Origin of the sequence: Diaphorobacter sp. LI3 (assembly GCF_022807955.1) — a bacterium.
In the GTDB taxonomy this organism is placed as follows: domain Bacteria; phylum Pseudomonadota; class Gammaproteobacteria; order Burkholderiales; family Burkholderiaceae_C; genus Diaphorobacter; species Diaphorobacter nitroreducens.
In genome coordinates, this window is the sequence record NZ_CP094346.1 from 3,110,653 (window position 1) to 3,132,626 (window position 21,974).

22 protein-coding genes and 1 pseudogene are annotated in these 21,974 nt (G+C 64.7%); 8 read left to right on the forward strand and 15 right to left on the reverse strand.

Annotated elements, in window-relative coordinates:
* Nucleotides 1-343 precede the first annotated feature (343 nt).
* Together MRB47_RS14485 and MRB47_RS14490 are read right to left on the reverse strand one after the other, a co-directional pair.
* A pseudogene (locus MRB47_RS14485) lies at nucleotides 344-784 on the reverse strand (AAA family ATPase); the annotation flags it as partial.
* Between the two features lie 3 nt (nucleotides 785-787).
* Nucleotides 788-1,021 carry a plasmid-related protein gene (locus MRB47_RS14490; RefSeq protein ID WP_077056475.1) on the reverse strand — a complete coding sequence of 78 codons (234 nt, stop codon included), beginning with the start codon at nucleotides 1,019-1,021 and terminating at the stop codon, nucleotides 788-790.
* A gap of 91 nt (nucleotides 1,022-1,112) precedes the next feature.
* On the opposite strand from MRB47_RS14490, the gene MRB47_RS14495 reads away from it, so the two are divergent.
* Together MRB47_RS14495 and MRB47_RS14500 are read left to right on the forward strand one after the other, a co-directional pair.
* Entirely contained in the window at nucleotides 1,113-2,093 is a 981-nt protein-coding gene (locus tag MRB47_RS14495; RefSeq protein ID WP_252101042.1) for a LuxR family transcriptional regulator, read from the forward strand.
* A gap of 79 nt (nucleotides 2,094-2,172) precedes the next feature.
* Nucleotides 2,173-2,424, forward strand: coding sequence for a helix-turn-helix transcriptional regulator (locus MRB47_RS14500; protein WP_252101043.1), 252 nt, complete (start codon nucleotides 2,173-2,175; stop codon nucleotides 2,422-2,424).
* Nucleotides 2,425-2,562: 138 nt separating this feature from the next.
* Here MRB47_RS14500 and istB read toward each other — a convergent pair whose 3' ends face one another.
* The 3 genes from istB to MRB47_RS14515 form a co-directional block, all read right to left on the reverse strand.
* A complete protein-coding gene (gene istB / locus MRB47_RS14505) occupies nucleotides 2,563-3,300 on the reverse strand; it encodes an IS21-like element helper ATPase IstB (protein WP_011805003.1) in 738 nt (245 codons plus the stop codon).
* A gap of 36 nt (nucleotides 3,301-3,336) precedes the next feature.
* Nucleotides 3,337-4,881, reverse strand: coding sequence for an IS21 family transposase (gene istA, locus MRB47_RS14510; RefSeq protein ID WP_252100662.1), 1,545 nt, complete (start codon nucleotides 4,879-4,881; stop codon nucleotides 3,337-3,339).
* 299 nt (nucleotides 4,882-5,180) lie between these two features.
* A complete protein-coding gene (locus MRB47_RS14515; protein ID WP_252101044.1) occupies nucleotides 5,181-6,383 on the reverse strand; it encodes a tyrosine-type recombinase/integrase in 1,203 nt (400 codons plus the stop codon).
* Here MRB47_RS14515 and MRB47_RS14520 point away from each other — a divergent pair.
* Entirely contained in the window at nucleotides 6,382-6,633 is a 252-nt protein-coding gene (locus tag MRB47_RS14520) for a hypothetical protein (protein WP_252101045.1), read from the forward strand. The two genes, MRB47_RS14515 and MRB47_RS14520, sit on opposite strands and share 2 nt — an antisense overlap.
* Before the next feature lie 56 nt (nucleotides 6,634-6,689).
* Here the strand turns inward: MRB47_RS14520 and guaA are convergent, their stop codons facing one another.
* Complete coding sequence (guaA, locus tag MRB47_RS14525) at nucleotides 6,690-8,306, reverse strand: glutamine-hydrolyzing GMP synthase (RefSeq protein ID WP_252101046.1); 1,617 nt, start codon at nucleotides 8,304-8,306, stop codon at nucleotides 6,690-6,692.
* Nucleotides 8,307-8,383: 77 nt separating this feature from the next.
* Nucleotides 8,384-9,859, reverse strand: coding sequence for an IMP dehydrogenase (gene guaB, locus MRB47_RS14530; RefSeq protein ID WP_011805743.1), 1,476 nt, complete (start codon nucleotides 9,857-9,859; stop codon nucleotides 8,384-8,386).
* A gap of 105 nt (nucleotides 9,860-9,964) precedes the next feature.
* Between guaB and MRB47_RS14535 the strand changes: the two genes are divergently transcribed.
* Nucleotides 9,965-10,462 (forward strand): DUF4124 domain-containing protein, encoded by a 498-nt coding sequence (locus MRB47_RS14535; RefSeq protein ID WP_252101047.1) that lies wholly within the window; start codon nucleotides 9,965-9,967, stop codon nucleotides 10,460-10,462.
* 86 nt (nucleotides 10,463-10,548) lie between these two features.
* Here the strand turns inward: MRB47_RS14535 and MRB47_RS14540 are convergent, their stop codons facing one another.
* Nucleotides 10,549-10,893 (reverse strand): RnfH family protein, encoded by a 345-nt coding sequence (locus MRB47_RS14540; RefSeq protein WP_252101048.1) that lies wholly within the window; start codon nucleotides 10,891-10,893, stop codon nucleotides 10,549-10,551.
* Nucleotides 10,886-11,326 carry a type II toxin-antitoxin system RatA family toxin gene (locus MRB47_RS14545; protein WP_011805746.1) on the reverse strand — a complete coding sequence of 147 codons (441 nt, stop codon included), beginning with the start codon at nucleotides 11,324-11,326 and terminating at the stop codon, nucleotides 10,886-10,888. Before MRB47_RS14545 ends, MRB47_RS14540 begins: the two co-directional genes overlap by 8 nt.
* A gap of 114 nt (nucleotides 11,327-11,440) precedes the next feature.
* Between MRB47_RS14545 and smpB the strand changes: the two genes are divergently transcribed.
* The 4 genes from smpB (at nucleotide 11,441) to MRB47_RS14565 (ending at nucleotide 13,780) form a co-directional block, all read left to right on the forward strand.
* Entirely contained in the window at nucleotides 11,441-11,914 is a 474-nt protein-coding gene (smpB, locus tag MRB47_RS14550) for an SsrA-binding protein SmpB (RefSeq protein ID WP_011805747.1), read from the forward strand.
* A gap of 98 nt (nucleotides 11,915-12,012) precedes the next feature.
* Nucleotides 12,013-12,378: a hypothetical protein gene (locus MRB47_RS14555; protein ID WP_252101049.1), complete on the forward strand. Its 366-nt coding sequence runs from the start codon at nucleotides 12,013-12,015 to the stop codon at nucleotides 12,376-12,378.
* A 16-nt stretch (nucleotides 12,379-12,394) separates the two neighbouring features.
* Nucleotides 12,395-12,910 (forward strand): RNA polymerase sigma factor, encoded by a 516-nt coding sequence (locus tag MRB47_RS14560; protein ID WP_252101050.1) that lies wholly within the window; start codon nucleotides 12,395-12,397, stop codon nucleotides 12,908-12,910.
* Between the two features lie 30 nt (nucleotides 12,911-12,940).
* On the forward strand, nucleotides 12,941-13,780 hold the full coding sequence (locus MRB47_RS14565) for an anti-sigma factor family protein (RefSeq protein WP_252101051.1): 840 nt from the start codon (nucleotides 12,941-12,943) through the stop codon (nucleotides 13,778-13,780).
* On the opposite strand, the gene MRB47_RS14570 is transcribed toward MRB47_RS14565, so the two are convergent.
* The 6 genes from MRB47_RS14570 to infB form a co-directional block, all read right to left on the reverse strand.
* Nucleotides 13,731-14,822: an enoyl-CoA hydratase/isomerase family protein gene (locus tag MRB47_RS14570; RefSeq protein ID WP_252101052.1), complete on the reverse strand. Its 1,092-nt coding sequence runs from the start codon at nucleotides 14,820-14,822 to the stop codon at nucleotides 13,731-13,733. The genes MRB47_RS14565 and MRB47_RS14570 overlap by 50 nt on opposite strands.
* Nucleotides 14,819-15,703, reverse strand: a complete 885-nt coding sequence (locus MRB47_RS14575) for a DMT family transporter (protein ID WP_252101053.1) — start codon at nucleotides 15,701-15,703, stop codon at nucleotides 14,819-14,821. The genes MRB47_RS14570 and MRB47_RS14575 overlap by 4 nt, the downstream gene beginning before the upstream one ends.
* A gap of 208 nt (nucleotides 15,704-15,911) precedes the next feature.
* On the reverse strand, nucleotides 15,912-17,741 hold the full coding sequence (gene typA, locus MRB47_RS14580; protein WP_015912885.1) for a translational GTPase TypA: 1,830 nt from the start codon (nucleotides 17,739-17,741) through the stop codon (nucleotides 15,912-15,914).
* Nucleotides 17,738-18,739 (reverse strand): tRNA pseudouridine(55) synthase TruB, encoded by a 1,002-nt coding sequence (truB, locus tag MRB47_RS14585; protein WP_252101054.1) that lies wholly within the window; start codon nucleotides 18,737-18,739, stop codon nucleotides 17,738-17,740. Before truB ends, typA begins: the two co-directional genes overlap by 4 nt.
* Nucleotides 18,736-19,113 carry a 30S ribosome-binding factor RbfA gene (rbfA, locus tag MRB47_RS14590; RefSeq protein ID WP_011805755.1) on the reverse strand — a complete coding sequence of 126 codons (378 nt, stop codon included), beginning with the start codon at nucleotides 19,111-19,113 and terminating at the stop codon, nucleotides 18,736-18,738. Before rbfA ends, truB begins: the two co-directional genes overlap by 4 nt.
* A gap of 12 nt (nucleotides 19,114-19,125) precedes the next feature.
* Entirely contained in the window at nucleotides 19,126-21,957 is a 2,832-nt protein-coding gene (infB, locus tag MRB47_RS14595; protein WP_047350560.1) for a translation initiation factor IF-2, read from the reverse strand.
* Nucleotides 21,958-21,974: the final 17 nt, after the last annotated feature.

Sequence of the window (21,974 nt, forward strand, 5' to 3'; positions counted from 1 at the left end):
TGGCCGAAATGGTTGACATGGAGCCGATGACACAGGCACGCCCATCTAAACAGGGATGGCGGCCCATTCAGCACGGAAGGTTGAACGCCAAGAGGGAGGCCGGGAGAATCCCCCGCCGCTCGGCCCCTCAAGTGTCAAAGAGTGGATGTCATCGTCAGAAGCGGCGATGCGAGATCCAGCGCCGGCGGCCGCCATCGTCGGAACTGGCGATGGTCGACCGTGGCCTGGACGTGGCCAGCCTCGCCGAAAATGACGATGCTGCAGCTCGACGTGCGCGCAAAAGAATGGCCGGCCTCATGGCGTGGCCGGGAATCGAATTGAACTGTTGTATGTTGTAGCGCGCTACAACATACAACGTACAACACCTGTCCAGCACGATCAGCCTCGCCCCAGCGCTGTACTCGATGACGCGGCGCAAGTGAGCCTCGTCCATGACGTTCAGGCGCTTGCCCATGATCGGTTCAAGCGCAAGGTTCTCTGCGATGGCTTGGCGTGCCGCGTGTCCGAGGTGCTGGCCGATGGCGTGAATGCGCCGCACAAGCGCGGGCGGCGGGTCTTCCCCAGCCAGATAAACCACGCGCCCGGTGTGTGCGGGGGCCAGGCCCACGAGGTCGCCGCCGGCAACGCTGCATGCGATGCTCATGGCCGCTTCCAGCGCCCAGAAGCTCTTGCCCGTGGCCCCTGGGGCGACGAGCGCGCCGACGGTTCCCGCGAGGAAGCCCGGCCATATGAAGTCCAGCACCGGCGGTTCGCACTCGAACGCCGCCAGGACGTCAATCGCCACGACTCAGTTCCCCGTTCCGTACAGGGACTCGTCGCTCAACACCTCGGCGATCTGCGAGGTTCGGAAGTAGACCCGTCGACCGATCTTCAAGCGAGCCTTGTTGATTCGCCGCGCCCATTCGCTCGTCGTGCGCAAGCTGACCCGCAGGCCATCCGGTGATCGATCCAGGACAGAGGCGAGCTGCGCCATGCTCAGCAGCGGGCCGAAGCGTTGCAGCAGCGTGTCTTCTATCGTCATTGCGTAAACCTCCGTTATCAACTGAATTGCTACGAAGGTTAGGCGCTATTGGGGGTTGCCTACATCTTATTAGTTGTCCAAAATGGTTGACATGAAGAACGATCCAACCATTGTCATCTGGGAAGGCTGCGATCCCACTGTCTCGGAAGCCATCGAGCAGTTTGAGGATCGCTGGCGGCCGTATTCCGCCTCCTCGCGGCGCTACCCCATCGTTGGGCTGATACAGGAACTCATTGACCCCGCCGTGGCTGCGTACACGGCGACGCTGCCGCAACGCTACTTGGGCCATATCCCCGGAGCAGGAACAGGGGTGAGCTTCAGCGGAATCATTCGACTGGTGGGACTTGATGCGATGGTTCGCATGCAGCGGCAGTTGCTGCGCCAGTTCATCAAAACGGAGGACACGCAGACCCCAAAGGATCGGCGGTTTGTTGCGACACTCGAATCGTTGATTGGGCTTGTATGGGACTGCGCCTGCAAACGGCCGGTGAAGTCGAAGGTGCGCGACACCCGACTGAATGGCGAACGCCTCCAGGGGTTCTGCCGGTTCTGCGGATCACTCGCCGAGCTGACCTCATTCGCCGGCGGGAGCGATGATCCGAAGGCGGACGATCCAGAGGAAAAGCTTCGACTAAGCAGCCTGTATTGCCTGGATCACCGGCCTAAATTGCCGAGCGGCGCATGGAACCCTGTCTACAGACAAGCAAGGCGATCCCTCGCGCAATTCGACCTCGAACTGGCGAGACTCAGCCAGCAATGCGCGAAGCCGGCCACTGCCCAAGTGAAATCGGGCGATCAACTGGTTGACAGCTACTTCTTCCACTACGTCGCGGGCCAGACCTTACAACCGGCGGACAAGGCGGAGTTGCGCAATCAAGCGCGGCTGATGGTGGACTCGAAGCTGTCGGACCGCAAGAAGCAGATGCTGATGCTCCAGTGGTCTGGACTCAACCAGTCGGAGATTGCGCGAAAGCTCGGCATCGAGCGCCAAGCGGTATCGAAGGCGCTGGCGGCGATCCCCGCAATTTTCCGCTTGAGTACAAAGCCACGCTCGCGGCGTCAACCAAATTGACCAACTAATAGGACGAAGCAATCCGCATTGCCAGGCACCATCAGGCACATGTTCGCAAGTGACTGAAAGAGGCCAGGGGATGCAGGCAACGACAAGCAAGACGCTCATCAATCGGAAGAAGCTACTGGCGATGATCCCGCTGTCTGAGCGCACGATCTTCAACATGGAGCAGCGCGGGGAGTTTCCGCGCCGGATCGCACTCACCAGCCGAAACGTCGCCTGGGACTTGGCCGAGGTCGAGGAATGGATCGAGGCGCGGAAGTCGTCGGGCACTCAGGCCATGCGCCCTGGCTTCACTCCGTCTGCCGTGGCCGGCTGCGCATTCCACTGATGGCGGACAGTGATTCCATTCCCATCGCGGACAGCGTTCCAGGCGATGGCGGACACGTTGCGCGGGTGTCCTGAGTGACGCTCAAATCGTAGCCGAAGTGTCCGCCATCAGCGTGGAATGGCGGTCGGCGCGGCCGGCTCAGACGGCCTTGGTGAGCTTGCGCATCGACTCGCCCTTGAGGGCTATCTTGTGCGAGCCGTGCACGATGCGGTCCAGGATGGCGTCGGCCAGCGTGGGCTCGTCCAGCCAGGCGTGCCAGGCCGTCACCGGCAACTGGCTGGTGATGAGCGTCGAGCGCGTGCCCACCCGGTCGTCCAGCAATTCCAGCAGGTCGTTTCGCTCGTGCGCGGCAATCGGCGCGATGCCGAAGTCGTCCAGGATGAGCAGGTCCAGCCGCGCCAGTTGCGCCAGCCGTTTGCCCAGGCTGCCATCGCCGTGGGCCACGTGCAGCTCCTGCAGCAGCCGTGGCGCGCGGGTGTAGAGCACCGAGAAGCCCAGGCGCGCGGCCTGCTGCCCCAGTGCGCAGGCGAGCCACGTCTTGCCGCACCCGGTGGCGCCGGTGAGCAGCACGTTGTGGCCATGGCGCAGCCAGTCCCCGCCGGCCAGGCTGGTGATGACCTCTCGGCTCAGGCCCCGGCTGGCGCGCCAGTCGATGTCCTCCAGGCAGGCACTGGAGACCTTCAGGCGGGCCGCCTTCAACAGGCGCTCCAGGCGCTTGCTGTCACGCCAGTCCACCTCGCGCTGCACCAGCAGCGCCAGGCGTTGTTCAAAGGGCAGCTCGCTGGCCGTGATGTGGGTGGCCGCGTCGCTGAGGGCGGCCACCATGCCGTCCAGGCGCAGGGCGCGCAGTTGGTTCAAGGTCTGTTCGTTGAGCATGGTTCTTCCTTGTTAGGTTTGCTTGCACGTTGGAGTTCAGTGGTAGTAGCCCGGCCCGCGCACGTTCTCGTGCAGCGGCAGGCTCGCCTGTGCGGCCATCGGCGCATCCAGCGGCCGCTGGTCCAGGCCGCAGCCCAGGATGGAGGCGATGCTCTTGTAGGACGGTGAGCGAATCGACTGCGCCCGCGCACAGGCGGCCTCCAGCCGGTCAGCCCCGTACTCACGGCCCAGGCGCATGAGGCCCAGACAGGAGCGGTAACCCTGCTCGGGATGCTGGCGGTGCTCCATCTGCCAGCGCACCACGGCGGCGGTGGCCGCGCCCACGCGCTCACCCCAGGCGATGAGCTTGGCCGGCGTCCACTGCAGGTGCGCCCGGTGCGAGGCCGGCATGTGCTCGGGCGTGGTGGTGTGTGCACCCCGTCGGGGATTGAGGGCGTGGGCGGCCACGCGTTTGCTGCCGTGCAGGACTTCGAGCGTGCCGGCCGTGATGCGCAACTCCACCGGCTCACCCACCAGGGCGTGGGGCACCGAGTAGTAGTGGCCATCGAGCTCAACGTGGTAATCGATGTTGACGCGGGCGGGTTTGAAGCGCGCGATGGGCATGCGCACCGGCGGCAGGGGGCGCAGGGCTGGCCGGTCGAGTTCGGCGAAGGCGCTAGTGCGGTTGCCCGGCAGCTTCTTGAACGCGCGCTGGTTCAAGTCCACCAGCAAGGCGGCAATCGCCCGGTTGAGCTCGGCCAGGCTGAAGAAGGTCTGGTGGCGCAGCCTGGCCAGAATCCAGCGCTCGACCACCTGCACAGCGACCTCCACCTTGGGTTTGTCGCGTGGCTTGGCCGGGCGCGCGGGCATCACGGCCAGGCTGTAGTGCGCACAGAGCTCTTCGAGCAGGCGGTGCGCGGTGGGCTCGTAACGGTCGGGTCGGGCCATGAGGGCGCGCGGCTGGTCAGGCACCAGCAGGCGGGGCACGCCGCCGATGAACTCCAGCGCGCTAATGATGCTGGCCACCCAGTCGGTGGTCTTCTGGCTGGCGGTGGCGCAGGCGTAGGTGTAGTTCGATGCGCCCAGCACGGCCACGAAGACCTGGGCCTGGCGTATCTCGCCAGTGTCGGCATCCACCACGGGAACGGTCTGGCCGGCGTAGTCCACAAAGAGCTTGTCACCGCCCGTGTGGGTCTGGCGCATGGAGCGCTGCAGGCGCCGGGCCCAGGCCTTGTACTTCTCGCAGAAGGCGCTGTACTTGTACGCCTGCCCGCTGTGCTGTTGCTGGTATTCCTCCCAAAGCAACTGCAGCGTCACGCCAGGTCGGCGCAGTTCGCGGTGGATGTGGGCGTGGTCGGGTTCAAGGTGCCGGGACTCGCGCGCCACGGGTGGCTTGTAGAGCCGGGCCTGGAGTTCGTCGTCGTTCAGGCTCTGGGCCAGTGCCCAGTCCACGCCGGCCACGCGCGCGTAGCTGGCTATCTCGCTGACAGTGGATTTGGAGATGCCGAGGGCGGCACCGATTTGACGGGTGCTCAAGGCCCCGCGGTGCAGCAGTTGCAGTGTGTGTCGTAGTTTGCTCATGGTGACCCTGGGTGTGGGCATCGCTGGTTCCGGTCAAAAAACCGGGCAGCGTATGCCGCGTTCGGGTCACTCAGAACACCCCGCAGGTGTCCGCCATCAGTTTGGAATGCTGTCCGCCTTCAGCGTGGAACACTGTCCGCCATCACGCTGGAACACTGTCCGCCATCAGCATGGAATCGTGTCCGCCATCGCGTGGAATACGCAGCCGGCGGCTCTGCTGCCCCTTTTAGCGGCTAAAACGCTGCGCCCCTCAAGTGTCAATGAAACCCGAGGCCATGCCTCGATGCTCAGGCGGGCTGCCTAACCTGCCTTCTTCTGGCTTACGCCTTCGGCCGTCTCAGCGTCCATTCGTCGATCATGTCCGCCCAGTCCTGCAACATCGCCGTGCGCTGCTCGCGGTACTCTGCCTTGTTGTAGACAGCCCTGACGCCTCTCTGCTCGTGCGCCAGGCACTTCTCGATCCAGTCCGTGTTGTAGCCGGCTTCATGCAGCAACGTGCTGGCCGTGCGCCGCAAGTCATGTGGCCCGAACTTGGCGAGCGACTTCCCTTCCTTCTGCGCCAGCCGATATGTCAGCGTCAGCACCTGGTTGAGCGTGGCGCTGCTCATGGGTAAGTCCGAGTCATACCGCGACGGAAGCACGTAGTCCGATCCCCCCGCGAAGGTTTTCAGGGCAATGAAGATGTCCAGCGCCTGCCGGGACAGGAACACCAGGTGCGGATTGCGCCGCTTCATACGCTCCTTCGGGATCGTCCAAAGCGCGTCGCTGAAATTGATCTCGCTCCAGGTCGCGTTGGTCAGCTCGCTCTTGCGCACCATCGTCAACAGCAGCAGCTTGGCCGCCGCCCGAATGGATGGCGCTGTGCCGATGCGCTCCATGTACTGGTACATCAGGCCGATCTCGTCGGGCGTCAGCGCACGGTCGCGCGGCTCGAACTTGGCAATGGTCGTCGGGCGCACCAGCTCGGCCGGGTTCTCGACCTTCTGGCCGCGCTCGATGGCCCAGCGAAAGACCTGGAGCACCACCTCGCGGACATGCACGGCCGTCGCCGGCGCGCCGCGCTCGACGATGGCATCGGTCAGCGCGCGCAGGTCTTCGTGGGTGATCTCCACCAGCTTCTGATTGCCGAACTTCGGCTTCAGCTCGCGCTCGTAGACCGAGCGGCGCATGTCGCGGGTGGAGTCGGCCATCTGGTAGCCGCGCAGCCACTTTTCCGCCCAGGCCCCGAACGTCTCCGCGTCCTTGACGCGGGCCTTGTCCCGCGCCTTTTCCTTGGCCGGTGACTTCCCGGCCGCGACCATCTTCTTGGCCTCGCCCAACCGCTCGCGGGCTTCCGCCAGGGTGATGCCGCCGACACCGTAGCGGCCAAAGGTGATGGTCTCCTGCCTACCGTGGATCGAGTAGTTGTAGCGGAACGAGATCGCTCCGGCAGCCGTGACGGCTACATAGAGGCCGTCACGGTCATTCACCTTGTAGAGCTTGTCCTTCGGCTTGAGGTTGCGCAGCTTGGTATCGGTCAACATGGTTCTCGCCCTGATTCAGCCAAAATACCATGATCCGGAAACCGGCCATTCTGGCGTAAAACAGCAATTAAATCATCGAGTTACGCAACTTCGATACCATGAACATCCTCAAGGTGGCTGCATGGTATCGGCGACTTCTCATGGCATAGAAGCATTCAATGCCATCCATCATGCCATGAAAAAACGGTGCTTGGCGATGCCAAATGTTGCCAGACGGTGCCGAACGCAATCACAAAAAAGCCCGCAGTGACGCGGGCTTAGGTGTGTTTTCGTGCTACTAGGTGCCAGCCGGTGCCGGACGCCGAATCACTCCCACTCGATGGTGGCAGGCGGCTTGCTCGAAACGTCGTAGGTCACGCGGTTGATGCCGCGCACCTCATTGATGATGCGGCTGGAGACCTTCTTCAACAGCGCGTAGGGCAACTCCGCCCAGTCGGCTGTCATGAAGTCGCTGGTCTGCACCGCGCGCAATGCCACCACATAGTCGTAGGTGCGGCCATCGCCCATCACGCCCACGCTCTTGACGGGCAGGAACACGGTGAAGGCCTGGCTGGTGAGGTCGTACCAGGTCTTGCCCGTGGCTTCGTCGGTGAAGTTGCGCAGCTCTTCGATGAAGATGGCATCGGCGCGGCGCAGCAGGTCGGCGTATTCCTTCTTCACCTCGCCCAAAATGCGCACGCCCAGGCCCGGGCCGGGGAACGGATGGCGGTAGACCATTTCGCGCGGCAGTCCCAGGGCCACGCCGAGCTCGCGCACCTCGTCCTTGAACAGGTCGCGCAGCGGCTCCAGCAGTTTGAGGCCGAGTTGCTCGGGCAGCCCGCCCACGTTGTGGTGGCTCTTGATGGTGACGGCCTTCTTGCTCTTGGCACCGCCGGACTCGATCACGTCGGGGTAGATGGTGCCTTGCGCCAGGAAGGTCGCGCCCTTGTGGCCCTGGCCGCTGGCCTTGAGCTTTTCGGCTTCGGCCTTGAACACGTCCACGAACAGGCGGCCGATGATCTTGCGCTTTTGCTCGGGCTCGGACACACCGGCCAGCTCACCCAGGAACAGGTCCGAGGCATCCACGCGCACCACCTTCGCGTGCAGCTTGCCTGCGAACATGTCCATGACCATATCGCCTTCGTTGAGGCGCAGCAGGCCGTGGTCCACGAACACGCAGGTAAGCTGGTCGCCAATCGCACGGTGGATCAGGGCCGCAGCCACCGACGAATCCACGCCGCCAGACAGGCCCAGGATCACTTCCTCGTCGCCCACCTGCTCGCGGATCTTCTGCACGGCTTCCTCGATGTGGTCGCGCATGATCCAGTCCGCCTGGGCGCCACAGATCTCGCGCACGAAGCGGTTGAGCAGCGCCGCACCCTGCACCGTGTGCGTGACCTCGGGGTGGAATTGCACGGCGTAGAAGCGCCGTGTTTCGTCCGCCATGCCGGCAATGGGGCAGCTGGCGGTGGAGCACATCAGCTTGAAACCGGGAGGCAGCTCGGTGACCTTGTCGCCGTGGCTCATCCACACCTTCAGCATGCCGTGGCCCTCGGGCGTGGAGAAATCCTCGATGCCCTTGAGCAGCGCGGTATGGCCATGGGCGCGGACTTCGGCATAGCCGAACTCGCGGCTGTGCGAGCCCTCGACCTTGCCGCCCAGTTGCGCGGCCATGGTCTGCATGCCGTAGCAGATGCCCAGCACGGGCACGCCCAACTCGAACACGGCGTCAGGGGCTCGGTCGTCCACTTCGTAGACGCTGGCGTGGCTGCCCGACAGGATCACACCCTTGAGCTTGCCGTCTGCGGCGAACTGGCGCACCCAGTCGCTGCTCACGTCGCAGGGGTGGACCTCGCAGTAGACATGCGTCTCGCGCACGCGGCGCGCGATGAGTTGGGTGACCTGGGAGCCGAAGTCGAGGATGAGGATCTTGGCGTGTTGCATGGAGAGCGACAGGGTCGGTAAAAGACAAAAGGCCCGAACACCTGGAGACGGGTTCGGGCCTGCGGAATGGCGAAGACTCAGTCCGCCCGGTAGTTGGGGGCTTCCTTGGTGATCTGCACGTCGTGCACGTGCGACTCGCGGATGCCAGCCGCCGTGATCTCCACGAATTCGGCCTTGTTGTTCATCTCTTCGATGGTTGCGCAACCACAGTAGCCCATGGCCGCACGCACGCCGCCGGCCATCTGGAACACGATGGACACCATGGAGCCCTTGTAGGGCACGCGGCCTTCGATGCCCTCGGGCACCAGCTTGTCGGCGTTGGGATTGCCCGTGGTGGCTTCCTGGAAGTAGCGGTCGGCCGAGCCCTGCTGCATGGCGCCGATCGAGCCCATACCACGGTAGCTTTTGTAGGAGCGGCCCTGGTACAGGATCACTTCGCCGGGCGCTTCTTCGGTGCCAGCGAACATGCCGCCCATCATGATGGTCGACGCGCCCGCGGCCAGCGCCTTTGCAATATCCCCCGAGAAGCGGATGCCGCCGTCGGCGATCAGCGGCACACCTGTGCCCTGAAGCGCGGTGGCGACGCTGTCGATGGCCATGATCTGGGGCACACCCACGCCAGCCACGATGCGTGTGGTGCAGATGGAGCCGGGACCGATGCCGACCTTGACCGCATCGGCACCTGCCTCGGCCAGGGCCAGCGCGGCAGCGCCTGTGGCGATGTTGCCGCCGATCACGTCCACTTGCGGGTAGTTCTGTTTGACCCAGCGCACGCGGTCGATCACACCTTTGCTGTGGCCGTGGGCTGTATCCACCACGATGGCATCCACACCGGCCTTGACCAGCAACGCCACGCGCTCTTCGGTGCCCGCGCCGACGCCCACGGCAGCAGCCACGCGCAGGCGGCCTGCCGCATCGCGCGCGGCGTTGGGGAACGTGGTCTGCTTGTTGATGTCCTTGACCGTGATGAGGCCCTTGAGCTCAAAGGCGTCGTTCACCACCAGCAGGCGCTCCAGCTTGTGGCGGTTGAGCAGCGCCTTGGCCTGGGCCGGGGTGGTGCCGTCTTTTTCGTTGACGGTGATCAGCTTCTCGCGCGGCGTCATGATCTCACGCACCTTGACGTCGTAGCGCGTCTCGAAGCGCACGTCGCGGCTGGTGACGATGCCCACCACCTTGCCACCATCACAGACCGGGAAGCCCGAGATGCCCAGGTTCTCGGACAGTTCCAGCACCTGCAGCACCGTGTGTTCGGGCGTGATGACCACGGGATCGTGCACCACGCCGGATTCATGCCGCTTGACCTTTGACACCTCGGCCGCCTGCTGCTCGGCCGTCATGTTCTTGTGGATGACGCCAATCCCCCCTTCTTGCGCGATGGCGATGGCCAGACGCGCTTCGGTCACGGTGTCCATGGCGGCGGACACGAGCGGGAGGTTCAGGGTGATGTTGCGCGTAAAGCGCGTGACGAGGGAGGTGTCCTTGGGCAGGACCTGGGAGTACGCCGGCACCAACAACACATCGTCGAAGGTGAGCGCTTTTCCAAGAAGGCGCATGTGAAAGCTCCAAAAAAAGGATTGTACCCGCCGCGCGACAAATCGCACACACCCCGCGTGAACGCCCCTTGGTGGGTGCAGCCGCTCACCGCTACACTCGCTCGCATGAAACCGCACAAGCTTCTTCTGCTGACGCTGGGCTGCTCCTGGGCCATGGGCGCATCGGCTCAATGGCAATGGGTGGACAAGGATGGGCGCAAGGTGTTCAGCGACCGCCCGCCGCCACAGGACATTCCTGACAAGAGCATCCTCAAGCAACCGCAGCGCGCCCTGCCGCGTACCGCCATGGCAGCGCCCGCATCGCCAGCGTCGGCCCCCGCATCCGAAGCCGCCCCGCCTGCCAGCGGCAAGGACAAACAGCTGGAGGAGAACAAGGCCAAGGCTGACGCCGCCGAAGCCGCCAAGAAGAAAGCGGAGGAGGACCGCGTGGCCAAGGCCCGTGCCGATAACTGCGCGCGCGCCAAACGCGCAAAGGAGCAGTTGGCGCCAGGCCAGTTGGTGAGCAATGTCAATGCCAAGGGGGAGCGGGGCTTCATGGACGATGCAACCCGCGCAGCAGAATTACGCCGAGCGGAAGCAACCATCGCTTCCGACTGCAAGTAGCAGCTACCCCATAACCGCTGCCACCGGCCGCCCTTCCGCATGGATGAGGCGGCCGTTTTGTTTTCAGCGCATGCTGATAAGCACTCTCAATAACCGGACTTGGCCTCCGGCCGGCGTTTGGCGAACAATCCCGCCGCACGAGCGCCCTGGCGCGCAAAGCGCTGGCGGCGCGCCAGCTTGGGGTCAACCCGCAAGGGGCGGCAGCCTTCCACGCGGTCACCATCGTACAGCAGGTCGTCGAGTCCGCCTTCCCTGCCCCAAATGCCCCAGACAAGCCTCTCAGCCTGTGCATCCAGTCCGCAGGCGCTCAGAGCATCGGCCACCGTAGCGCCAGCGGGAAGTAGCACCTCCCACTCCTGCACATCGGCAGGTTGCCGCGAGATGGCCACCGTGATGCGCAGCCGCCCCGGCGGGGGCGAGGTTTCAGCCATAAACCTGCTCGGCCCGTTTGATGAAGGCATCGATGAACGTGGCGGCGATGCGGTCAAACACGGGGCCCACCAACGCCGCCAACGCCCGGTTGTCAAAGCCGTAGCTCAGCTGCAGTTCGACCTTGCATGCGCGCTGCGTGCCGTCTCCCACAGGATGAAAGTGCCAGTCGCCGTCGAGCTGTGAAAAAGGGCCCTCCACCAGTTCCATCTTGACGCGGCGTCCTGGCTCATGCGTATTGCGCGTGACAAACGACTTGCGTATGCCGCCCAACGCAATGCCCACTTCCGCCTTCATGCCGTTTGCATGGGTTTCCAGGACGGTGGCGTGGTCGCACCACGGCAGGAACTGCGGATACTTGGCCACGTCCGTCACGAGGGCGAACATTTCTTCGGGGCTGTACCAGATGAGGACGGACTTGTTGACAGTTTTCATGCAGGCGAAGGCTGGATGGGCCTGGTGGCACAGCCGGCCTAGAATCGATGGTGCGAGACGACAACAATTGTAGGGAGACCCTTGATCTCCCGGTTTGCGCCGCATCTATTCACCATGGCCAAGAAACCTGACACATCGTCCCGCATCGCCGACAATAAGAAGGCGGCATACAACTATTTCTTTGAAGAGCGCTACGAGGCGGGGCTGGTGCTGCACGGCTGGGAGGTCAAGGCACTGCGCGAGGGCAAGGTGCAGCTTACCGACGGCTACGTGATCATCAAAGATGGCGAACTGTTTCTCATCGGCTGCCAGATCAACCCGCTCAAGACCGCGTCCACGCACGTCAGCCCCGACGCGGCGCGCATCAAAAAGCTGCTGATGCACAAGGACGAGATCCGGCGCCTGATCGGCAAGGTCGAGCAAAAAGGCTACACCCTGGTGCCGCTGAATCTCCACTGGAAAGACGGCCGCGCCAAATGCGAGATTGCGTTGGCCAAGGGCAAGGCCGAGCACGACAAGCGCGACACCATCAAGGAGCGCGAAGGCAAGCGCGAGGTGGAACGCGTCATGAAGAGCCGCCACCGCTGATCTTTATTTGGCGGAGGGTGGAATAAACGCACCGCCCCCGGTGTTCATGCCAGCGTCCGGCCACAATTCCTCTGGCCGGCACCCTTCCGGAGAACACCATGACCAAGCTCAGTTCCCTGCTCGCCGCGCTGGCACTCGCCGGCTGTTATTCCCTCGCGCCCGCGAAAGTCAGCACCCAGGACGGCGTGCTCGTCGGCCCGAACGGCATGACGCTCTACACCTTCGACAAGGACGTAGCGGGCGATGGCCAGTCGGCCTGCAACGGCGCCTGCGCCACCAACTGGCCGCCCCTGACCGCCACCAGCGCCCCCGCGGGTGAAGGCTACAGTCTGATCCAGCGCGCCGACGGCAGCAAGCAGGTGGCCTACAAGGGCAAACCGCTGTACTACTGGATCAAGGACGGCAAGCCCGGCGACAAGACGGGGGACGGCGTGAACAACCTGTGGCGCACCGCCAAGCCATGAGCCCCACAATGCGTCCATGAACCGCGTCCAGATCGTGGAGCAACTGCCGGGGTTGCTCCGCTATGCGCGCGCGCTCACCGGCGACGCATGGGCAGCCGACGATCTAGTGCAAGACACGCTGGAGCGCGCCTGCCGCAAGTGGCTGCTGTGGCGCGGCGGCAGCAATCTGCGCGCCTGGCTTTTCACGCTGATGCACAACCTGTACCTCAACCAGCGCCGCGGCCTGGTGCCCGTGCAGGCGCTGGATGTGGATGCCCTGGCGGCCATCGCGGACGCGCCTGACGCCTCCCACGAAACAGCCATGGACCTGGACCGCTGCCTGCAACGCCTGCCCGCCGATCAACGGGCCGTGCTGCTCCTGGTGACACTGGAAGACATGGCCTATGCCGACGTGGCGCGTGTGCTGGGTATACCGGAAGGCACGGTGATGTCGCGGTTGTCCCGTGCTCGCGCACGCATGCGCGAATTGATGGAGCCCTCAGTCCACGCCCAGCCGTCATCCACCCCGACTGCCTTGCGCCGCATGAAATGAAGCGCCCTTTCCGCCCGTAGTGAGCCCGCCATGAAGCCCGACCCTTTCAGCCCTTCGGACGAGACGCATCTGCATGCTTTGGCGGACGACCGGCTGCCGCGCGCCCAGGCAGAGTCGCTGCACTCCCGCATGGACTCCTCGCAGAGGCAGCGTGCCGAAGCGTGGGCGCAACAGCGTGCGCAGCTGCAGACCCTGCACGCTGACTGGTTGCGGCAGCCTGTGCCCAATGTGCTGGTACAGGCGGCAGAGCGCCTGCAATACGCACACGCCGCGCAACAGCACTGGGCCCGTTGGGGCGGCTTTGCCGCGGGCTGGGTGCTGGCGTTCGGGCTGGGCTGGAGCCTGCATGCGACGGACGGCAAACAAACCACACTGGCCACGGCCCCCCCGCAACGGTTCGTGCAGCAGGCGGCCGTGGCGCACGCGGTCTACCAACCCGAACAGCGCCATCCTGTGGAAGTGGCGGCCGCGCAGCAGGACCACCTGGTGCAGTGGCTGTCCAAGCGGCTGGCGCGCCCGCTCACCGTGCCGCGGCTGCAGGCCGAGGGGTTCGAATTGATGGGCGGGCGCCTGCTGCCCGGCGGCAGCGGGGCGCGCGCGCAATTCATGTACCAGAACGCCGCGGGTGCGCGAATCACGCTGTACCTGGGCGCACTCGACGGCCTACAGGCTGCGGCCGCACCTACCACCGCGTTCCAGTTCCACGACGAAGGGACCGTGTCCAGTTTCTACTGGGTGGACCAGGGTTTTGGCTACGCCCTCAGCGGCGAACTGCCGCGGCCCACGCTGCAGGCGCTGGCCACGGCGGTGTACCAGCAGATCAGCGCAGCGCCGCAAGCGGGTGCGCGTGCGCCGGCCAAGGGCTCTTGAAGAACGATTGCACCAGCGCGGGCTCCACATCCTCCACGCGCGCGGGGCTCCAGCGCGGGCTGTGGTCCTTGTCCACCGCCAGGGCGCGAATGCCCTCCACCGTCTCGCTCTGGCCGGGACGCAGGTAGAAGCAGTGCCGAACCATGTCGCGCTCCATGCGCAAGTCGTCGGCCAGACCCATGCTGCGCGCACGGCGGACCTGCTCCAGCACGACATGCAGCATCAGTGGAGAGCGCTTGCGCAACGTGGCAGCCGTGGCGCATGCCCACTCGTCGTCAGACTGCTCCAGCGCAGCCACGATGGCCGCCGCATCATCCAACGCGAAGTAGTGATCAATTTGGCCTCTAGCGCTTACAGAACAAGCGCCAGCAGCTACAAATTTTGATGCAACCCACTGCTGCACGGCAGCGCCGTCGGCAAACGTCTGCAACGCCAGACCGTCCCACACCGCCGCTTGCTGGTCCGCCGGCAGGAAGCCGTCCGCCAGGCCGAAGTCAATGGCATCGGCTGCGCCGATGGCGTCGCCCGTCAGTGCCAGCCACTCGCCCACGCGGCCAGGGCAGCGCGAGAGGAAGTAGCCGCCGCCCACATCGGGGAACAGGCCGATCGCCGTCTCCGGCATGGCCATCTTGGTGCGCTCGGTCACGATGCGCAGCGTGCCGCCCTGGCTGATGCCCATGCCGCCCCCCATGACGATGCCGTCCATGAAGGCGATGTAGGGCTTGCCGAAGGTGTGGATCAGATGGTTGAGGGCGTATTCCTCGGTGAAGAAGTCCTCCAGTTGCGGATTGCCCGTGCTGCCCGCGGCGTGCAAGAAGCGGATGTCGCCGCCCGCGCAGAAGGCGCCGAAGGGCCCTTCGCGGCCGTTGCCGCGGATCGCCACGGCCAGTACCTTGTCGTCATGCTGCCAGGCCAGCAGCGCCGCCATCAGGTCGCGCACCATGCCCAGCGACAAGGCATTCAGCGCCTTCGGGCGGTTCAGCGTGATGCAGCCCACCTGGCCGCGCACCTCGGTCACGACTTCCGCCGTCATCTCCGTCATTGTTGTTCCTTCCATCCAAGCAGTTCATTGAAAATGAGCGCGCCGATCACCAGCGCGCCTCCCATCAGCACGGCCGGGGCTGGGCGCTCTCCAGCGCCCACCCAGGCCAGCAGAATGCCAAAGATCACTTCCAGCAGGCCCAGCAGCGCAATCTCGGGCGCCTTGAGCACGCGCGCGCAGTACACCACCAGCACGCAGGGGATTGCCAATTGGACCAGACCCAGCAGGGCCAGAAGGGACAAATCACGCGCCGTGGCCTGGAACGGCCACGCAAGCGGCAGCGTGGCCAGGGCGGACAGCGCCGCCCCCAGCAGCACGGCGGGCACCAGGTCCACCGCATGGCCCTGGCGCTGCGAGTGCTGCACCACCACCCAGTTCACGGCCGCCGCCACCGGCACGCACAAGGCAACAAGCACGCCCACCACGGACAGGCCGGAGATGCCCGAGCCATACATCCACCCGATGCCTGCGCCCGCCAATGCAATCGCGCACCAGGTGCGCGGCGCGATGTGGTGGCCGATGAAGGCGCGCGCCAGCAATGCCGTGAGCAGCGGTCCGATGGCCATGGTGACCAATACGCTGGCCACTGGGATGAGCAATATGGCGATCATGAAGGCCGTGAACATCACGCTCCAGCACACTCCAGAGATCCACACCGCCCGCCCCCCGCGCCGCAGATTGGCCAGCAACGCCCTGCCCTGCAGCACCGGCAGGATCACGCACAGCGACAGCAGCATGAAAAAGCTGCGCCAGAAGGTCACTTCAAAGCTGCGCGCCTGGTCCAGATGGCGCGTGACGACGCCCGCGATGGACCACATGAAGGTGACGGCCACCATCAGCCAGACCGCCCGCGCGTGGCCGGGCAAGGCATTCGCGGTCATCGCTGTCTCCTCCCTGTGGATTTCTTGTGTCGTCGGCATGTGCTACCCACGCATGCCGTGAGCCCCGCATGGTAGCGGCTGGCGCCATACCGCGCTGCCTCAGATGCGCGAAGGGCGAACCCTCCTTGCGGATGGGCTCACCCTTCGTCGGCTCGCAGCGCCTTGGCTGCCGCAGCCAAGCCGGTTCAGGCAGAACAGGCCTTGCCGATCACGCGCCTTCGCGGCTGGCGCGCTTGCGCTCGTGCTCCTTGAGGTGGCGCTTGCGCAGGCGAATGCTCTTGGGCGTGATCTCCACCAGTTCATCGTCCTCGATGAACTCCACACCGTACTCCAGCGTGAGGTCGATCGGGGGCGTGATCTTGATCGCGTCTTCCTTACCGCTCACGCGGAAGTTGGTGAGCTGCTTGGTACGCGTGGCGTTCACCACCAGGTCGTTGTCGCGGTTGTGCACGCCGACGATCATGCCTTCGTACACCGGGTCGCCTGCCTTCACGAACATGCGGCCACGGTCGTCGAGCTTGCCCAGGGCGTAGGTAAAAATTTCACCATCGTCCATGGAAATCAGCACGCCGTTCTTGCGGCCGCCAATGTCGCCCTTATGCGGCTCATAGCTGTCGAAGATGTTGCTGATGAGGCCCGAGCCGCGCGTCAGGTTCAGAAATTCGTTGGTGAAACCGATCAGGCCACGGGCCGGGATGCGGTACTCCAGGCGCACGCGGCCACGGCCGTCGGGCTCCATGTTCACCAGTTCACCCTTGCGCTCGCCGAGGGCCTGCATCACACCGCCTTGGTGGCCTTCCTCGATATCAGCGGTCACCAGTTCGATAGGCTCGCAGCGCTCGCCGTCGATGTCGCGGTACACCACACGCGGCTTGGAGACGGCCAACTCGTAGCCTTCACGGCGCATTTCTTCCAGCAGGATGGTCAGGTGCAGTTCGCCGCGGCCGGACACCTCGAAGATGCCGTCCTCGTCGGTTTCCTTGACGCGCAGGGCCACGTTGGAACGCAGCTCCTTCTGCAGGCGGTCCCAGATCTGGCGGCTGGTCACGAATTTGCCTTCACGGCCCGCCAGCGGCGAGGTGTTCACGCAGAAGTTCATCGTCAGCGTGGGCTCGTCGATCTTCAGCATGGGCAGCGGCTGGGGGTTGGCGGGGTCGGTGAGGGTCTCGCCGATACCCACGTTCTCGATGCCGTTGATGAGCACGATCTCGCTGGGGCCGGCTTCGGTCACCTGCACGCGGTCAAGGCCCTGGAACTGGTGGATCTGGTTCACGCGGCCCTTGTAGCTGGCGCCATCCGGCCCTGCCATGACCAGCACATCCTGCCCGGCCTTGAGCGTACCCTGGGTGATACGGCCCACACCGATACGGCCGACGAACGTGGAATAGTCCAGCGCCGAAACCTGCATCTGCAGCGGCGCCGTGGCGTCGCCCTTCACGGACGGCACGTGCTTGAGGATGGTCTCGAACAGCGCCGACATGTCGGGACCCCACTGCTCACCAGGGTTGCCCTGTTCCAGCGCGCTCCAGCCGTTGATGCCCGAGGCATAGACCACGGGAAAGTCCAATTGCTCGTCGGTGGCGCCCAGCTTGTCGAACAGGTCGAAAGCGGCGTTCACCACGTAGTCGGGGCGCGCGCCGGGCTTGTCCACCTTGTTGACCACCACGATGGGCTTGAGGCCCAGCGCCAGCGCCTTCTTGGTCACGAAGCGCGTCTGGGGCATGGGGCCTTCCTGCGCGTCGATCAGCAGCACCACGCCGTCCACCATCGACAGGGCACGCTCCACCTCGCCGCCGAAGTCCGCGTGGCCGGGCGTGTCCAGGATGTTGATGTGCGTGCCGTTCCAGCTCACGGCGCAGTTCTTCGCCAGGATGGTGATGCCGCGCTCGCGCTCGATGGCGTTGCTGTCCATCACGGTGTCCACGACCTTCTCGTGCTCGGCGAAGGTGCCGGACTGGCGCAGCAGTTGGTCCACCATCGTGGTCTTGCCATGGTCGACGTGAGCGATGATGGCGATGTTGCGGATTTGTTTGCTCATAGCGTAGTTGCTTCCAATGTGCCGCGTTCAGCCCGCGGCGAGCTCTCCAGAATCTGTTGAATTTCAAGGGGGCTGAGCAGCCGGTCTGGAATCAGCTCTCCTCCCCGCACATGCCCGACCCCCAGCAGCACGCGCGGGCGCGCCCCGAACACGGCCACGGCGGGCGCGTCGGGCCAGGGGCCGCGCCGGCGCATGCCCGAGAGGAAACGCCCGGCATTGTCATCGTCCAGCGTGACAGCCGTGTGCTGCGCCAGCAAGGTCTCCACCGGGTGCACGCAGGCCATGCGCGCATCCTCGTCCATGGCCTGCAGCGCCTCCAGCGTCACGCAGCGCTCCACGCCGATACCGCCCGTGTCGATACGGCGCAGGAACGTGAGATGCGCGCCGCAGCCCAGCGCCTGGCCGATGTCTTCGCCCAGGGTGCGGATGTAGGTACCTTTGCTGCAGGTCACTACTATTTTAATAGCTGGTTGCGCTTGCTCCGTATGCGTTAGCGCCAGTTTCAATGCATGGATCGTGACATCACGCGCCTCGCGCTCCACGGCAATGCCGGCACGCGCGTACTCGTACAGCGCCTTGCCGTCTTTCTTGAGCGCGCTGTGCATGGGCGGCACCTGGCGGATGGGGCCGGTGAACTGCGCCTGCACCGCCGCCAGCCGCTCGGGCGTGAGCATGGCCGGATCGACCGCGCACTGCGCCAGCACCTGACCCTCGGCGTCACCGGTGCTTGTGGTGGTACCCAACAATGCGACGGCTTCATAGGTCTTGGGCGCTTCCAGCTGCAACTGGCTGAACTTGGTGGCGGCACCAAAGCACAGCGGCAGCACGCCACTGGCCAGCGGGTCCAGCGTGCCCGTGTGGCCAGCCTTCTCGGCGCGCAGCAGCCACTTCACCTTCTGCAAGGCGTCATTGCTGGACAGGCCCAGGGGTTTGTCGAGCAGCAGCACTCCGTGCACCGGGCGCCGCTGCACCCGGATGCGGGGAGCGCGTTCGGTCATGCTGCGTCGTCGTCTTTGGAACGAGAGGCCACCGCACGCGCGATCAGCGCATTCATGTCGGCCGCCTTCTCGGTGGTGCGGTCGTACACGAAGTGCAGCGTGGGCACGGTGTGGATGTGCAGGCGCTTGAACAGGCCGTTGCGTAGAAAGCCAGCCGCCTGGTTCAAGGCCTCCTCGGAGGCCTCACCATCACCGATGAGCACACTGAAGAACACCTTGGCGTGCGCATAGTCCGGCGTCACCTCGACCCCTTGCAGCGTCACCATGCCGATCCGCGGATCCTTGAGATCGCGGATCAGCTCGGTGAGGTCGCGCTGGATCTGATCCGCGACCTTGAAGCCGCGGTTGGGGGAAGATGATTTCTTGGCAGCCATGTCGTGCAGACCTTACAGCGTGCGTGCGATTTCCTTGATCTCGAAGAACTCCAGCTGATCACCTTCCTTGATGTCGTTGTAGTTCTTGAGCTTGATACCGCACTCGAAGCCTTCCTTGACTTCCTTGACGTCGTCCTTCATGCGGCGCACCGATTCCACATCGCCCGTGTAGATGACGATGTTGTCGCGCAGCAGGCGGAACTTGCAGTTGCGCGTGACCTGGCCCGACGTGATGTACGAACCCGCCACGGTACCGATCTTGGAGGCCACGAACACGGTACGGATCTCGGCCGTGCCGATGGCTTCTTCGCGCTGTTCGGGCGCCAGCATGCCGGACATCGCTGCCTTCACTTCATCCACGGCGTCGTAGATGATGTTGTAGTAGCGGATGTCCACGTCGTTGCCTTCGGCCGTCTTGCGGGCCTGCGCATCGGCGCGCACGTTGAAGCCAATAACGATGGCCTTGGAGGCGATCGCCAGGTTGACGTCCGACTCGCTGATGCCGCCCACGCCGGAGTACACGATCTGCACGCGGATCTCTTCGGTGGAGAGCTTGAGCAGCGAAGCCGCCAGCGCCTCCTGGGAGCCCTGCACGTCCGCCTTGATGATCAGCGGCAGGGTCTGCACCTCGCCCGCCCCCATCTCGGCAAACATGTTCTCCAGCTTGGCCGCTTGCTGCTTGGCCAGCTTGGTGTTGCGGAACTTGCCAGCGCGGTACGTCGCAATCTCGCGGGCGCGGCGTTCGTCCTGCAGCACCATGAAGTCGTCGCCCGCCTGGGGCACTTCGTTCAGGCCTTGGATCTCCACCGGGATCGACGGGCCGGCTTCCTTGGTCTGCTTGCCGTCTTCGTCCAGCATGGCGCGCACGCGGCCGAAAGTCTGGCCTGCCAGCACCACATCACCCACCTTGAGCGTACCGGACTGCACCAGCACGGTGGCCACGGACCCGCGGCCCTTGTCCAACTGGGCCTCGATGACGATACCCTTGGCAGCCGCATCGACGGGAGCCTTGAGTTCCAGCACCTCGGCCTGCAGCAGCACCTGCTCCAGCAGAGCATCGATGCCCATGCCCGTCTTGGACGACACGGCCACGAATGGCGAATCGCCGCCGTATTCTTCAGGCACCACCTGCTCGCCCACCAGTTCCTGCTTGACGCGCTCGATGTTGGCCTCGGGCTTGTCTGCCTTGGTAAGCGCCACCACGATGGGAACACCAGCCGCCTTCGCGTGCTTGATGGCTTCCTTGGTCTGGGGCATCACGCCGTCGTCTGCCGCACACACCAGAATCACGATGTCGGTGGCCTGGGCGCCGCGCGCACGCATGGCCGTGAAGGCCTCGTGGCCCGGCGTGTCCAGGAACGTGACGATGCCGCGTGGCGTCTCCACATGGTAGGCGCCGATGTGCTGGGTAATGCCGCCAGCTTCGCCAGAGGCTACCTTGCTGCGCCGGATGTAGTCCAGCAGCGAGGTCTTGCCGTGGTCCACGTGGCCCATCACCGTCACCACGGGGGCGCGGGACAGTTGTTCGGCATCCTGGCTGGACACTTCCTCGGCGGTGAAGGCTTCCGGATCATCCAGAGCGGCCACCTTCGCGGTGTGGCCCATTTCCTCCACCACGATCATGGCGGTGTCCTGGTCCAGCGGCTGGTTGATGGTGACCATCTGGCCCATCTTCATGAGCGACTTGATCACTTCGGAAGCCTTGATGGCCATCTTGTGCGCCAACTCGGCCACCGTGATGGTCTCGGGCACATAGACCTCGAGCACGCGGAACTCTGTGGCTGCCTGCTGCTGGCGCTGGTCGTCGCGGTCATTGCCGCGGCGGCCGCGGGGGCCGCCACGCCAGTTGTTGCGACCCACGCCGCCACTGCTGTCGCCGCGGGTCTTGATTTCCTTCTTCTTGGTCGTGTCGTTGGCCCAGCTGGACGACAGCTTGGCCGACTTGACCTCCTTGCCCGCCCCGCCTGGCGCCGATGGCGCAGCGGTGCGCGCGCCCGTGCCGGAACCGGTGGCGGGTTTGTGCAGCGTACCCTTCTTGGCATCCCCGGAAGCTCCCGCCTTGGCGGCAGGCTTGGGTTCCTCGGGCTTCTTCGCCACGAGCACCTTCTTGGGGGCAGCCATCATTGCGCGAATGGCCTCGGCCTCGGCAAGCGCCTTGCGGCGGCGCTCGTCCAGGTCGGCCGCACGCGCGGTTTCTTCCGCCGCACGCGCCTTGGATTCTTCATCGGCCTTTGCCCGGGCATCGGCCTGCGCCTTCGCACGTTCTTCGGCCTCCACGGCAGCTTCGCGCTGCGCCTCGGCACGCTCCGCAGACTCCTGCGCCTTCTTTTCCGCCTGCTGGGCGGCATAGGCGGCAGCGCGTTCTTCGGCTTCGCGCTCGCGGCGCTCGCGCTCTTCACGCTCGCGGCGTGTCAAGGCCAACTCTTCCTCCTGGCGGCGAATCAGCTCTGCCTGACGGCGCGCCTCTTCCTCGCGGCGCACGAGCTCGAGATCCTCCGCCGAAGGAGCGGATTCAGTCGCATCGGAAGGCGCGTCGACACTGTCGTCACGCTTGATGAAAGTACGCTTCTTACGCACTTCGACCTGGATCGTGCGTGCCTTGCCAGAAGCGTCGGCCTGCTTGATCTCGCTGGTGGACTTCTTGACCAGGGTGATCTTTTTGCGGTCACCCCCCGCAGTGCCATGACTGGCCTGCAGGTGGGCCAGCAGCTTTTGCTTGTCGGCTTCGTTTAGAACGTCCGACGGCGACGCCTTGACCACACCGGCGGACTTCAGCTGGTCCAGCAAGGTTTCAGGCGATTTCTTGAGCTCTGCAGCGAACTCAGCAACAGTGTTACTCGACATATTGTGTTCGAACCTCC